Raw genomic sequence first — 13,901 nt, forward strand, 5'->3', positions numbered from 1 at the left:
ATTTTTGTTCCATATCTAAGTAGATTAGAAGGCAAAATGGCAAGATCTAAATCCTAGATTCGCTTACATTACTAAAGTGTTTTTGACTAATAAATAATTCGCTCTGACATCAGATATAAAGCTGATTAATTCGCTGATTCAGCTTGCTGCTCTGTAATATCAAGTCTGTATATAAGAACCCAATTTATTTTTGTAAAACGTTTGCTCTGCAAACGTTTTACAAAAATAAATCATGTTTTTCAACCAGGCTTCATATAAAGAAAAGGTTCTGCCGCCAACTAGTAAGCATAAGAACAACAGGTTCGCAGTAGACATTTTTAATCGGCTAGATAATTAGAGATTCATCAATCCATTCATTAGCTTAATAGTGAGCATCAATTACTGAATGTAGGACTGAATGCGAGACTCAATGCAACTTTACGGCTATTAGATATTCTTAAAATGAAGATTTTACATGTTTGTGCCATTGGAGTGACAGCTCGTATATTGCTGCTTCCACAAATTGATAATCTGCGATCGCAGGGTTTAGAGGTTCACATTGCCTGCTCACCAGATGCCGCTGCTGCCGACTTGAGTGATCGGGGCTATACCGTTCATCCGGTGCAAATCGATCGGCGAATTGCGCCGTTAAGCAATTTAGTGAGCTTGATCAAGTTGTTTCAGCTTATGCGGCGCGAGCAATACGACTTGGTGCATGTGCATACCTCAATCGCGGCTGTAGTGGGGCGAATCGCCGCCAAGCTAGCTGGAGTACCGCGCATTGTCTACACAGCCCACGGCTATCCGTTCCACGAGCAGCTATCGCCCGCCAAATATTGGCTGTATTTCAGTATTGAGAAGGGCTGCGCCAGCCTAACTGACCTCCTATTAACCCAAAGCTATGAGGACTGGATCAACAGTTCCCGCTTAGGGCTATGTCCAGCCGATAAGGTGCGGCATCTCAATAATGGCATCGACAGCCAGCGGTTCAGCCAGCAGCGGCTTGATCCAGAGCGACAGCAACAGTTGCGGCAGTCACTAGGCATCTTACCGGACGATGGCCCGATCATCGGCACCATTGGTCGCTTAACCCGCGAAAAAGGCTTTGCCTACCTGATTGAAGCCTTTGCCCAACTGGTTTCGCAGTTTCCGCGTGTGCGGTTGCTGATTGTGGGCAGCGAACTCAAAACCGATCCAGAGCCCTTTGAGGCTGAACTGCTCAATCGAGCGGTTCAGCTAGGAATTTGCGATCGCATTATCTTTACTGGATTTCGTGACGACGTTCCTGATCTACTGGGGCTAATGGATATCTTTACCTTACCGACCTATTTTGGCGAAGGCTTGCCCCGCTCCATTTTGGAAGCAATGGCGATGGGGCTACCCGTTGTCACAACTGATATTCGCGGCTGTCGGGAAGCCGTTATCCCCGACCAAAATGGTTTTATCGTGCCGCCTCATGATAGTGAACAGCTCGCCCAGGCGCTAGCAACGCTGGTAGCTAATCCAGCCATGCGGCAGCGCTTTGGTCAAGCCAGTCGAGATCGTATTGAAGCCGAATATGACGAACATTTTGTCTTCCAGCGGTTGGCCGATGCCTATCGCAGTCTCGGCATTACTTTTCCAGAACCAGCCGCTCAGGAGCAAACCTCGCCCAGCACCACGGCAGTTCCGACGGCAACGTCCATGGTCTAAGGAGACCCTAAAATGTATACCCCTTCAACGATTTGGTCACTGGCACAGTGGCGACAAGCCGAACGGCGCTATCTCAGCGATCGCCCAAATATCCGCTTCCATCTGGCGATGAAGCGCCTGTTTGACATCCTGCTAGCCGGGATCGGTCTGATCGTGATCGCTCCCCTGTTGGTACTCATTGCGATCGCAGTTCGGCTTAGTTCCCCTGGCCCTATTCTGTTTATCCAAGAGCGGCTGGGGCGATATGGTCAGCCCTTTCGAATCTATAAGTTTCGGACAATGGTGGACGGTGCCGTCAATCTGGGAACGGGACTGGATACGTTCAAAGGTGATCCCCGCATCACAGCAGTGGGCAAGGTTTTACGGGAGTATCACCTCGACGAGCTGCCCCAACTGCTAAACGTCCTATGGGGCAACATGAGCCTAGTTGGCCCACGTCCTGTCCTGATGTCCTCTTTGGCAACCTATCAAGACTGGGAAAAGCGGCGTCTGCTGGTGCCTCCCGGCATCACGGGCTGGGAAGCGGTGCAGGGCGGGTTGCTCAATACCGTTGATGAGCGCATTGCTTTAGATGTTTGGTACATCGAACACTGGACAATTTGGCTCGATTGCTTAATTTTGCTGAAAACCATTCCTATTGTGCTGACAAAAGAAGGAGCCTACGGTGAAAACGGCTCCGAACGAGGCCGCGAATCTCAATATTAAATTGCTAATAAATTACCCAAAAATCGCCAGGAGCAACCCAAGTAATGACGATTGCTGCCATCCATCAAACTCAATATTTTCCCTATCTTGGCTTTTTTCATAAGCTGTCCCAAGCCGATATTTTTATCGCGATGGATAACGTTGAATTTCTGCGGCGGGGACTACAGCACCGCAACAAGATCAAGACATCTCAAGGCGATCAGTGGCTGACAGTCCCCGTACTCCATCGACAAAAGCAGCTCATTAACCAAGTTAAAATTAATCCTGATTTTCCTTGGGCCAGAAAGCACTGGGGCGCAATCTGCACCAACTATTCACCCGCACCTTATTTTGAGCAATATGCCCAAGAATTGCAGGACATTTTGTTTCAAGATTGGCAGCATTTGCATGATTTAAATCTGGCCTTGCTAATTTGGACAATGCAAAAGCTAGAAATCGAAATTCCAATTGCTCAGCTATCAGAATTGCCTGTTACAGGCCAAAAAACTCAGCGCTTGATTGAAGCCTGTCAAGCAGTTGAAGCGGACACCTATCTATCTGGAATCGGGGGCAAAAACTATATGGATTTAGATGAGTTTAAAGCGGCAAATATTCGAGTCATTTGGCAAGAATTTACGCCACCTACCTATCCCCAACTTTTTCCCGAAGTTGGCTTTATCCCTAACCTGTCTATTCTAGATGTGCTGTTTTGCTGCGGGCCTGACAGCCGCCAGTTTTTGGCCAATCAGATCGCTGTATACCCAACCCTAGCGACGGTCTAGCCATTTAGCTAACTGATAAATCTTTTCTCTCATATCTAGATTTCTTCCCCCACAAAGGGCGAAAGAATTTAAAGAGAATTTAAACGCCATTCACCTGCTGACTTTCTACCAACACATTTATGATGGGTAAGCAAATTTTAGTCATTGCCCCCCACCCCGACGATGAGGTGCTAGGCTGCGGCGGTGCGATCGCACGTCACACGGACTGCGGTGACGATGTCCACATTGCCGTTGTCACCCGCGCCGACCCAGAGCTGTATCCCGACGATGATGAAGATGCTTTCCGTCAAGAAGTGCAGGCCGCGCATCGAATGCTGGGCGTTGCCAGCACCACCTATCTTGACTTTCCGGCCCCTCGGTTAGACACGATTCCTGGCCATCGGCTGGCGGATGCTATCAGCCAGCTCATTCGCCAGATTCAGCCCCATACGGTTTATCTACCGCACCACGGCGACATTCATGCTGACCACCAGCAGGTGCACCAGGCCACTCTGGTCGCCGCTCGCCCCATCAATGGCTGTTCGGTTCGGCAACTGCTCTGCTACGAGACGCTGTCGGAAACAGAATGGTCGCCGCCTCGGGCCGATACCGTATTTACTCCCACCGTTTTTATCGATATTGAGCATTATCTAACAACCAAGCTCAAGGCGATGGCCTGCTACAGCACCGAGCTGAAAGAATTCCCCCATCCCCGCTCTTTAGAAGCATTAGAAGCCCTAGCGAAACTGCGGGGAGCTAGCGCAGGCTTAGTCGCGGCTGAAGCCTTTGTCGTCGTCCGACAAATTTTATGAGGATCGACCCATGACCACTACAACTGTTAAACCGCCCTCTTCTTCCCTGCCTGAACCCAAAGGCTATCCCCTCATTGGCCATGCTCTGGACTACCGCCTGCATCCGCTCAGTTTTTACGCCCACTGCGCTGAATATGGCGACTTTGTGCGGCTGCGGTTTGGGCCACATCCAGTGTATTTTCTCAACCATCCCGATCTGATCAAATCCGTTTTCGTGACTCACGGCTCGTGCTTTATGGGACGGGCGGAAGGACGCGAATCTCGCTTTTTTGACCCGCTGTTTGGTCACGGATTAGCCGTGAGTGAGGGCGACTTCTGGCGACGGATGCGACGGTTAGTGCAGCCCATTTTTCAGCGGCAGCATTTAGCAGCCTATGGGGAGATTGCCGTAGAGATGGCCCAGGCTGAACTGGCTACCTGGCCGACAGAACAGTGGCTGGCAATCCGCGATCGCACCACTCGTCTCACCCGCAAAATTGTGGCCAAGATTTGCTTTGGCGAAGCGGGTATCACCCATTTTGCAGCTGTCGAGAACGTGCTCACTGCCGCGCTGGCTGAATATGATCACCGCGATCGCAACTGGCTCCTCTACCTTTTACCGGAGCATTTTCCTACCCCCAGTAATCGCCGCTATCAGCAGGCCGTGCGGGATCTAGACGCGTTGCTATACGATTTGATTGCCAGCCAGCGTCGTGCTGGGGCAGACAATGGCTCAATGCTGACCCAGCTCCTGCAAGTGCGGGATGAAACCGGAGCAGGCATGAGCGATCGCGAGATCCGTGATGAGCTGGTTAATGTGGTGATTGGCCATGATACCCTGTCGGACGTGTTGGGCTGGGCCTGGTGGCTGATCGCTCAGCACCCTAACGTTGAAGCCAAGCTGGTGGCGGAATGGCAGACGGTGCTGAATGGGCGATCGCCCATGATGGCTGACCTGCCTCAGCTCAACTATACCGAATGGGTCATCACCGAAACGCTGCGCCTCTATCCCCTGGCTTGGGTCACAGGCCGAGTCTGCACCCAAGACTGCGAAATTGACGGCCACCCCATCCACTCTGGCGAAAATGTGGTCATGTGTCAGTGGGTGACGCATCACGATGCCCGCTTCTTTGATCAACCCCACGAGTTCAATCCCGATCGCTGGCATCCCGATGCCGCTAAGCGCATTCCTCAGTATGCCTACTACCCCTTCGGTGGTGGCCCCCGAGCATGCATTGGGCGCGGTCTCACCATGATGGAAACTGTTCTACTCCTGGCAGAAATTGGGCAACGGTTCTATCTCCATCCGTTACCGAACCAGGCCGTCACTCCCTATCCCGGCCCCTCGTTCTCTCTGCGCCCCAAACCCAGCCTGCAAATGGAGCTGATTCCCCGTTAAACCATCGTTAAACCCGTACAGGGGCGAATGTGCATATTATTCGCCCCTACCCATTTCTCCTGTAGATCTCCCTTCTATGCCATGCAGATCGACTTTATCTCACCCGATCATCCCCAATGGTGCGCGTTGCTCCGCGACGCACCGCATGATATCTACCATTTACCCAGCTATCTGAGCTTAGAAGCCCAGCGTACCCACACCTTGCCAGAAGCTGCTCTCATTCGTGAGGGTGATGCGGTAATGCTGCTACCTTATCTGCTGAGGTGCGATCGCAGTTTATTCGCTGATCATGGCCTCATGGTTGAGGTGTTTGATGTGGTGTCGCCCTATGGCTATCCTGGCTTTCTGCGGAACTCGGCAGCCCAAGAGCGTTCCGGCTTCATGGCTAAAGCGTTACAAACGTTAAAGCAAGGGCTGCGGGAGCGGGGCGTTTGCTCAGCTTTTTTTCGTCTCCATCCCATCTGGGATGCTGACCTGGAGCTTGATTTAGCGGCAGAGGAGTACTGTTTTCAAGGTGAAACGGTTTCTGCCAATCTTGCGTTAACGGAATCAGAGATTTGGAGCCATACGCGCAGCGACCATCGTAACCGGATTAACCGAGCGAAGCGCGAGGGGATGGCGGCTCGCATTGTGCCCTGGCACGAGGCGCTGTCTACCTTTGTGGACATCTACATGGAGACAATGTCGCGAGTGGGTGCAGCCGACCACTATTTGGAGTTTGACGAAGTCTACTTTGCTGAACTGGGGGGATTGCTGGGCGATCGCCTGCATCTTTGCTTGGTTGAATGCGACGGCGAAGTAGCGTCCGCTGGACTCTATACCGAGTGGAACGGCGTTGTGCAGGCCATCTTCGGCGGCACCCGCACCGCCTTCTTAAAGCCGTCTCCTAGTACTTTAGAAACCCACTGTGTCGCGCTCTGGGCCAAGAACAGAGGGCACCGATGGCTGCACTTGGGCGGTGGCGTTGGCGCGACCCAAGATCCGCTGTTTCGCTATAAAGCTGGGTTTTCACGGCAGCGGCACCGCTTTTACACCCTGCGCCTGATTACCGATGCGGATCAGTACCACAGCCTGGTTGACCTGCGCGCCAAAATCCATGACCTGTCGCCTGACACTCTGTACCAAACCCACTATTTTCCAGCCTACCGAGCCCCGATTGGAGAGCCATGATGCAAACCCCACCCTCGCCCAAACCGATTCTGCTGTCGCCACCCCATCTGGGAGAGCAGGAGCTTGCCTTCGTCAACGAGGCGTTTCAGACCAACTGGATTGCGCCCGTCGGCCCCCACGTCGATGCCTTTGAAACGGAATTCTGTCAAACCGTCGGTGCGGCACATGGAGCGGCGGTCTGTTCCGGGACAGCGGCACTGCACTTGGCCTTGCGGCTAGCCGAAGTCGGCCCCGGCGATGAGGTCTTTTGCTCGACGCTCACCTTTGTCGCAACGGCCAATCCCATTGTTTACCAGGGCGCTACTCCAGTATTTGTGGATTGCGATCGCAGATCGTGGAACATGAATCCAGAACTGCTCGAAGCGGCGCTCAACCAGCGGGCGAAACAGGGCAAATTACCCAAAGCGGTGGTGCTGGTGCATCTCTATGGCCAAAGCGCAGATATTGATCCCATTTTGGCCATCTGCGATCGCTACGAAATTCCTCTAATCGAAGATGCCGCTGAATCGCTGGGTGCAACCTATAAAGGGCGTTCCCCCGGCACCTTTGGCCGCATGGGCATCTTTTCATTCAACGGTAATAAGATCATCACCACTTCCGGCGGCGGCATGTTGGTGACAGACTGCCCGAAACTAGCTCAACAGGCCCGCTTCCTCGCCACTCAAGCCCGCGATCCGGCTCCTCACTATCAGCACGCCCAAATTGGCTACAACTATCGCCTGAGCAACGTGCTAGCGGGCATTGGCCGCGGCCAGCTCCAGGTGCTGCGCGATCGCGTAGATGCTCGTCGCCGCAACTTTGAACACTACGCTGAGCGGCTGGATAGCTTACCCGGCGTTGAGTTCATGCCAGAAGCTGACTATGGTCGCAGTACCCGTTGGTTAACCTGTCTGACCGTCAATCCAGACGGATTGGGTTGCGATCGCGAACAAATTCGCCTCGCATTAGCCGCTGCCCAAATTGAGTCACGCCCGGTCTGGAAACCTCTGCACCTCCAGCCCATCTTCGCTGAATGTGAATGCATTGGTGGTGCCGTTGCTGAATCCCTCTTTAACCAAGGGCTCTGCCTCCCCTCCGGCTCCAGTCTCACCGCAGCCGACATCGACCGCGTAACTGACATCATCTACCAGATCCACTGCCAGTCCTGTTCTGAACTCGTTGCTTAAACAGCTCAGTAGATTTTACGGGGTCAATTCCATCAGAGAGTTGACCCCGTAAAACATGTTTGAAGGGATTACGCTGTTACTGATCTAAGTACCTTAGCTTTCAAAGCATGCTGCAGATCTTGCCAATTTAACGACCGCTTTAAAAATCCAGTCGCTCCAGCATTCAAAGCAGCAAAAAAATGATCAACATCAACTTCAGAAGTCAGCAGAAAACAGGGGATTTGGGCTGTAGCAGGATCATTTCGTAGTGATTTCAATATCTTAATACTATCGACTGTTGAATCTTTATCTGTGCAAATCACTAAATTAGGTTGGTACTGCTTAGCAGCCATTAAGCCTCTAGCTGCGTCCTCCGCAACCAATGGATGGAAGCCTTCAGCTTTGATCCATTCAGATAATAGTTTACAGAAACTTAAATCACTTTCAATGATCAAAACGGTTTTCACAGTATCAAAAAGGTCATGATAAAGGTTTATTTATCAACAAAGCCATATCACTATCGCGATGCAGCCAAAAAACAGTTGGAATTTAAAGTAAACCGAGCAAAGTGTATATAGTGGGACATAATTAGAATAATATAAAATCAACTGTAAGATAATTGTGAGGAGATTGAGCAACAGTTAATTCGATACATTCAACAGTAAATTGTATGAATAAAATGCATCATTGAATGTCCTGAGCAACGATTTTGGTAATGGCTGTCACTTCATGGTCAACTCAGCGATCGCGCTTGCTAATTGCTCTGGCTCAATTGGTTTGGCGATGTGTTGCTGAAAACCATAATCTAATGCCCGCTGGCGATCTTCTCCATAGGCGATTGCGGTAACCGCAATCGCCGGAATACTGCCACCGTGGGTTTCCGACAAAGCCCGGATCTGTTGGAGGAGAGTGCAGCCGTCCATATCGGACATGCCGATATCGCAGATGAGAATATTAGGAGCAAAGGTGCCTAAATCGGCCAAGACTGAAGGGCAAACGCATCTTAACTCGCCAGGACTTTGAGCAGATACTGGTTGTCCCATCCAGCCCGTAACCGCTTGTTTTTCACCCCAACACGAGCTGTCTCCTCCTGATTCAAGGCACTCAACGCCAAATGCCTCAGTACTGTGAAATTTTCTGGAGCATGCCCACTGCGGATGCGGCACTCATCTTCGCGAAAGGCTACATCTAACAACCAATGCAGCGGATTTTCGATGCTCCAGTGGGAGCGAATCGATGCCGCTAAGCGCTGGGCATCGGGAGCTAGGGAACTGATGTAGTACCGCAGTTGGCGACTGACGGTTTGACCACAGGTGCGCAGCGACTCTACCATCGCCACGCTACTGACCCGAGTCCATTGCTGAGCATCAATGAGCAGTTCAACCTGTCCCAGGCTTCAACAGCGTCGCTTTTCGATGCGACCATGATGAGCCTCAAGCGTTTCGCTGAAATCATGCTCAATTCCCTCAAAGGCCTGTGCCTGTGCCCACTCAAACAGCTGCTGAACGTTGTTATATAGGTGGCCTTGATTGCCTGAGCGCCAGAACATAGTCTCCCCCTTGAGCATCGCATCTAGGGTCACGATACACCCTTCAATATCGAGCACGCGCAGGAGTTGGGGAATGGCGGTAATTTCATTGGACTTCTCATCCACTTTTCGCTGAGCCAAGACCAAGCGATTTTGATGGGCCCAGGCACTCACCATATGGATAGCTCCTTTGGCTCCACCCGTCTCATATGACCCTCGCGCCGTTTTACCATCTAAGGCAATCACCTCTCCATCGCTGACTTGGCTGACTGTCCGCACCCAACGCAGAAAACTCTCTTGCATTTGCTCGGGCGACAGTCGTGCAAACACCCGCGCAAACGTGTCATGACTAGGAATGCCGTTGGGTAAGGCTAGAAACGTTCGCAGCCAGTCATATTTGGCTTGACCATAGCTCTGATGCCGACCCAGCCATCGGCTCCGCAGATGACCGCTAAGATTGCCATTGTGAGGATATCGATGAGCTCATGCTTTTTACTGCGCTCCATTCGTGGATCTTCAACGCAGCTAAAGTGGTCGGCTATGCTGGTTAATGGCTGGCGGTTCATTCGATTGTTCTCTGTTCGACATCATTTCCTCTACCCTACACATCCCTCCGACTCACTTTCTACTTTTGATGCGTTTGCCCTTGCATCTGGACGGGGCCATGCCGTATGGTCTCCGGCCAACACCACTGGCTCCTCCTGCGGCAGTTGCTCTAGGTACAGTCGCATCAGTTGGCGACGCTGCGGTCGGCTGTCATGTACCGCGCTATAGATACTCGGCCATTGGCGACGAAAGAATGGAGAGCGCGAGAGGTCGACAAAGCTGGACGCTTGCCGTGTCGTCAACACCGCATCAATGAGTTCAAAGGTTGCATCATGCACCCATCCTCAATACTGATGGGCGCACTGGCGAAATCCGTACAGGCTATCGTAGGGCATAGTAGTCGCTGAGGTGAGTGGTATTATCTCAGCTTCTGCTATAACGCGGTTCGTGCCTAGCACGACCGTGTTTTTCTTTCGCTCTTTAATGAGTAGACTTTCTTGGAAATAAAGTTTTTGGGGTCGGAAATTATTTTGTAGCGCGGATCCGCCGCGCTACAAAATAATTTCCGATAAAGTCTAGTAACTACGACTGGACTAAGTTGTATATTCAGCATTGATCTTGACGTAGTCATAGCTCAGATCACAGCCCCAAGCGACACCGGAGCCAGAGCCTGCGCCAAGGTCAACCTGAATCAGAACCGTATCACTTTGTAAATATTCGCCGGCTGCCGCCTGCTGGAGATAGGCATTGGCCGCCTGTCGATCAAAGGGTTGCGGCTGTCCTTGATCCATCATGACGAAATCGCCCAGCTGAATTCGTAAATTTTCCTGATCAAATGGTACGCCTGCACGTCCCGCTGCGCCTGCAATGCGGCCCCAGTTGGGATCACGGCCAAAGATAGCTGATTTGACTAAAGATGAGCCAACGACGGTTTTGGCCACTTTGCGGGCTGCTGCGTCACTGGGGGCCCCAGTGATCTGGGCCTCAATCAGGCAGGTTGCACCTTCTCCGTCACGTGCGATCGCTTTTGCTAGATAAATGCAAACTTCAGTCAGCATTGCCTCCAGCTTTTCGGCTTCGGCGTTCATCTCGGTAATAGCTGGTGTACGGGATTGACCATTGGCTAAGGCATACACCGTATCGTTGGTGCTGGTGTCGCCATCCACCGTAATTTGATTAAAGCTCTTATCAACTGCTCGACCTAGCATTTCCTGCCAAATATGGGGGGAGATGCCAGCGTCGCAGGTGATAAACGACAGCATAGTCGCCATATTGGGGTGAATCATGCCTGAACCCTTGGCAATACCGCCGATCCGCACAGGGCGATTGTCGATATGGGTTTCCAGCGCAATCGTCTTGGGCACTAAATCGGTGGTGCAAATTGCTCTGGCGGCTTGATCGGAGCCATCAATGGTCAATTGGGCCACGGCTTGAGGGACGCCAGCTTTCAGAAGATCCATTTTGATGCGCTGACCAATGACTCCAGTCGAAGCAACCAGCACCGCATCTGCTGAAATGTTCAATGCTTGCGCCACGCATTCGGCACTTTCGACAGCATCTTGCCAACCCGCTTGTCCAGTAGCGGCATTGGCCTGCCCAGCATTGCAAAGAATGGCGCGGGCACTGGGCTTGGCCTGTAGTTTTTCACGGCAGTAATCGACACAGGCAGCGCGTACCTGGCTGGTGGTGAACACTCCGGCTGCGATCGCATCAGTTTCTGAAACAATCAGTGCCAGATCAGGGGTACCGGATGGTTTGAGTCCGGCTGTAATCCCTGCTGCCTGAAATCCTTTGGGCGCGGTTACACCACCTGAAATGATTTGCCAATCCGCCATAGCTTTTGATTAAATCGCGTTCAACAGTGCGACGCGATTATAGCAAGGACAGCGGGAGCAACGGCACAATTCAGTTCGCTGAATCATTCTCCGCATGTCAGAAGATCAAGATACATCGTCCTGAGTACCACCGTTGGCCAGTTCTCCGGCCTAACCGGAGATGCATCAAGGATTAAGTTTCATGTTGAGATTGTCGGCAACAAAGGCCCAGCGATCGCTCACTTCTTCAATCATCTTGGCGGTGGGTTTGCCCGCTCCGTGACCGGCCTTCGTTTCAATCCGAATTAGCACCGGATTTTTCCCAGCATGAGCCGCTTGCAGTGCTGCCGCAAACTTAAAGCTGTGAGCCGGTACAACTCGATCATCATGATCTGCCGTTGTAATTAGCGTGGCTGGATATTCTGTATCTGGCTTCAAATTATGCAGCGGTGAGTAAGCATAGAGTGCCTTGAACTCCTCAGGATCATCCGGAGAACCATAGTCCGATGTCCAGGCCCAGCCGATGGTGAACTTATGAAAGCGCAGCATATCTAGTACGCCCACAGCAGGCAGTGCCGCCGCAAATAAATCGGGCCGCTGCGTCATGCAGGCTCCCACGAGCAGACCACCGTTGCTGCCGCCACCAATTGCCAGCTTTTCAGGACAGGTATAGCCTTCTTTGATCAGCCATTCAGCCGCCGCAATGAAATCGTTAAATACATTTTGCTTATTCAGCTTTGTGCCTGCCTGGTGCCACTCTTCGCCATACTCACCACCACCCCGCAGATTGGGCACGGCATAGACACCGCCTATTTCCAGCCAAACTAGATTGCTGACTGAAAAGGTAGGGGATAGCGATATGTTGAATCCGCCGTAACCATAAAGATAGGTGGGATTGTTCCCATTTAGCTCTAACCCTTTGCGATGGGTGATGAACATGGGAATGCGAGTCCCATCTTTGCTGGTGTAGAACACCTGCTGGGTTTCAAACGCATCCGGGTCAAAGTCAATCTGGGGCTGACGGAAGACGGTGCTGGTGTCGGTCGTAAAGTCGTAGCGATAAATCGTGGTTGGGGTGGTGAACCCGGTAAAGCTGTAGAAAGTTTCCGTATCGTGGCGCTTGCCGCTGAAGCCGCCGACCGAGCCAATCCCCGGCAGCGGAAAATCGCGCACAAACGTGCCGTCTAGCTCAAAGACTTTGATCTGGGTGTAGGCATCTTTGAGATAGAAGACAATAAACTGATTATTCAGAACGCTCACGCCTTCCAGCGTGTCCTCTGATTCAGGAATCAGTTCAATCCAGTTCTCCCGCTCGGGTCGAGTCACGTCAATGCCAATCACCCGACCTTTCGGCGCATTCAGATCGGTCGAAAACCAAAACAACGAGCCATCATTATCAATCATAGAGAAATGGGCTTCGAACTCTGGAATCAGCTCTACGATTTCTGCATCGGGCTGACTAAGGTCTTTATAGAAAATCAGGTTGCGCGGATCGGTGCCTTGGGAAACGTAGATAATCAGATAATTACCGTCTTCGGTGACATCGGCATTGAACATCCAGTTTTTCTGGTCAGGACGTTCGTAGACTAACTGATCATCACTCTGAGGCGTGCCGAGACGATGATAGTAAAGCTTTTGGTAATAGTTGATATCCTCATACTGAGTCGCTTCATTCGGCTCGTCATAGCGACTGTAGAAAAAGCCCTTATGGTCAAGTGTCCAAGCCGTACCGGAAAATTTCACCCATTTTAGGTGATCCTCTAAATCTTCACCTGTTTCAATATTGCGGACTTTCCATTCTTTCCAGTCAGAACCTGAAGAGGACAGACCATAGGCTAACCAATGCCCGTCTTCGCTGATCGCTAAACCCGACAGCGCGATCGTGCCATCGTCAGACCAGGTATTTGGGTCAAGCAATACCCGTGGCTCAGCCTCTAAATCCGGCAGAGTGTAGAGGACGCTCTGGTTTTGCAGGCCGCTGTTGCGGAAATAAAAATAGCGATCGCAAACTTTAAATGGATTACCATAGCGCTCATAGTTCCAAAGCTGCTGGAGGCGCTGCTGAATTGTTTTGCGAGCGGGCAACTGTTCTAAATAATCAAATGTAATTTTGTTTTCGGCCTCGATCCAGGTTCGTGTCTCCGGTGAATCGGGATCTTCCAACCAGCGATAGGGATCGGCAACGGTTACGCCGTGATAGGTGTCTACCTGATCGCTGTGATGAGTGGCTGGATAGCGAAATGAAGGCTGAAAAACGGTCATATATCTTTGCAAAATAACGTGAGGGCAATATTACTGCTACTCTAGCGCGTTCGCCACTCAGGTTTCCCGTTGAAAGATAGAATCCTTACGCTGCTTTTGTGATGTTGTGCGATCGCACCTCCAGGATGTT

General features: G+C 51.5%; 12 protein-coding genes and 1 pseudogene. 7 read left to right on the forward strand and 6 right to left on the reverse strand.

The genetic code is table 11. The annotated features are described in order from the left end of the window. Positions 1–441 precede the first annotated feature (441 nt). The 7 genes from AC286M_RS22380 (at position 442) to AC286M_RS22410 (ending at position 7,642) form a co-directional block, all read left to right on the forward strand. The gene (locus AC286M_RS22380) at positions 442–1,671 is read left to right on the forward strand and encodes a glycosyltransferase family 4 protein (RefSeq protein ID WP_488206495.1); all 1,230 of its coding nucleotides are present in this window, start codon (positions 442–444) and stop codon (positions 1,669–1,671) included. 12 nt (positions 1,672–1,683) lie between these two features. Next, the gene (locus tag AC286M_RS22385) at positions 1,684–2,376 is read left to right on the forward strand and encodes a sugar transferase (RefSeq protein ID WP_488206496.1); all 693 of its coding nucleotides are present in this window, start codon (positions 1,684–1,686) and stop codon (positions 2,374–2,376) included. Between the two features lie 44 nt (positions 2,377–2,420). Then, positions 2,421–3,137 carry a WbqC family protein gene (locus AC286M_RS22390; RefSeq protein ID WP_488206497.1) on the forward strand — a complete coding sequence of 239 codons (717 nt, stop codon included), beginning with the start codon at positions 2,421–2,423 and terminating at the stop codon, positions 3,135–3,137. A gap of 119 nt (positions 3,138–3,256) precedes the next feature. After that, a complete protein-coding gene (locus AC286M_RS22395; RefSeq protein WP_488206498.1) occupies positions 3,257–3,928 on the forward strand; it encodes a PIG-L deacetylase family protein in 672 nt (223 codons plus the stop codon). 10 nt (positions 3,929–3,938) lie between these two features. Beyond that, positions 3,939–5,306 (forward strand): cytochrome P450, encoded by a 1,368-nt coding sequence (locus AC286M_RS22400; protein ID WP_488206499.1) that lies wholly within the window; start codon positions 3,939–3,941, stop codon positions 5,304–5,306. An 81-nt stretch (positions 5,307–5,387) separates the two neighbouring features. Then, positions 5,388–6,476, forward strand: coding sequence for a GNAT family N-acetyltransferase (locus AC286M_RS22405; RefSeq protein WP_488206500.1), 1,089 nt, complete (start codon positions 5,388–5,390; stop codon positions 6,474–6,476). Continuing rightward, complete coding sequence (locus AC286M_RS22410; protein WP_488206501.1) at positions 6,473–7,642, forward strand: DegT/DnrJ/EryC1/StrS family aminotransferase; 1,170 nt, start codon at positions 6,473–6,475, stop codon at positions 7,640–7,642. Before AC286M_RS22405 ends, AC286M_RS22410 begins: the two co-directional genes overlap by 4 nt. A 68-nt stretch (positions 7,643–7,710) precedes the next feature. Here AC286M_RS22410 and AC286M_RS22415 read toward each other — a convergent pair whose 3' ends face one another. The 6 genes and pseudogenes from AC286M_RS22415 to AC286M_RS22440 all read right to left on the reverse strand — a co-directional run bounded on the left by AC286M_RS22415 (position 7,711) and on the right by AC286M_RS22440 (position 13,771). Further along, on the reverse strand, positions 7,711–8,088 hold the full coding sequence (locus AC286M_RS22415; protein WP_488206502.1) for a response regulator: 378 nt from the start codon (positions 8,086–8,088) through the stop codon (positions 7,711–7,713). A gap of 255 nt (positions 8,089–8,343) precedes the next feature. Then, on the reverse strand, positions 8,344–8,664 hold the full coding sequence (locus AC286M_RS22420; RefSeq protein ID WP_488206503.1) for a response regulator: 321 nt from the start codon (positions 8,662–8,664) through the stop codon (positions 8,344–8,346). Then, a pseudogene (locus AC286M_RS22425) lies at positions 8,625–9,715 on the reverse strand (ISAs1 family transposase). The gene AC286M_RS22420 and the pseudogene AC286M_RS22425 overlap by 40 nt, the downstream one beginning before the upstream one ends. Positions 9,716–9,745: 30 nt before the next feature. Further along, complete coding sequence (locus tag AC286M_RS22430; RefSeq protein WP_488206504.1) at positions 9,746–10,033, reverse strand: transposase; 288 nt, start codon at positions 10,031–10,033, stop codon at positions 9,746–9,748. Between the two features lie 255 nt (positions 10,034–10,288). Then, on the reverse strand, positions 10,289–11,530 hold the full coding sequence (argJ, locus tag AC286M_RS22435) for a bifunctional ornithine acetyltransferase/N-acetylglutamate synthase (RefSeq protein ID WP_488206505.1): 1,242 nt from the start codon (positions 11,528–11,530) through the stop codon (positions 10,289–10,291). A 165-nt stretch (positions 11,531–11,695) separates the two neighbouring features. Beyond that, on the reverse strand, positions 11,696–13,771 hold the full coding sequence (locus AC286M_RS22440) for a prolyl oligopeptidase family serine peptidase (RefSeq protein WP_488206506.1): 2,076 nt from the start codon (positions 13,769–13,771) through the stop codon (positions 11,696–11,698). Positions 13,772–13,901 lie beyond the last annotated feature (130 nt).

The sequence above is a fragment of the Thainema salinarum CENA647 genome, assembly GCF_057732415.1.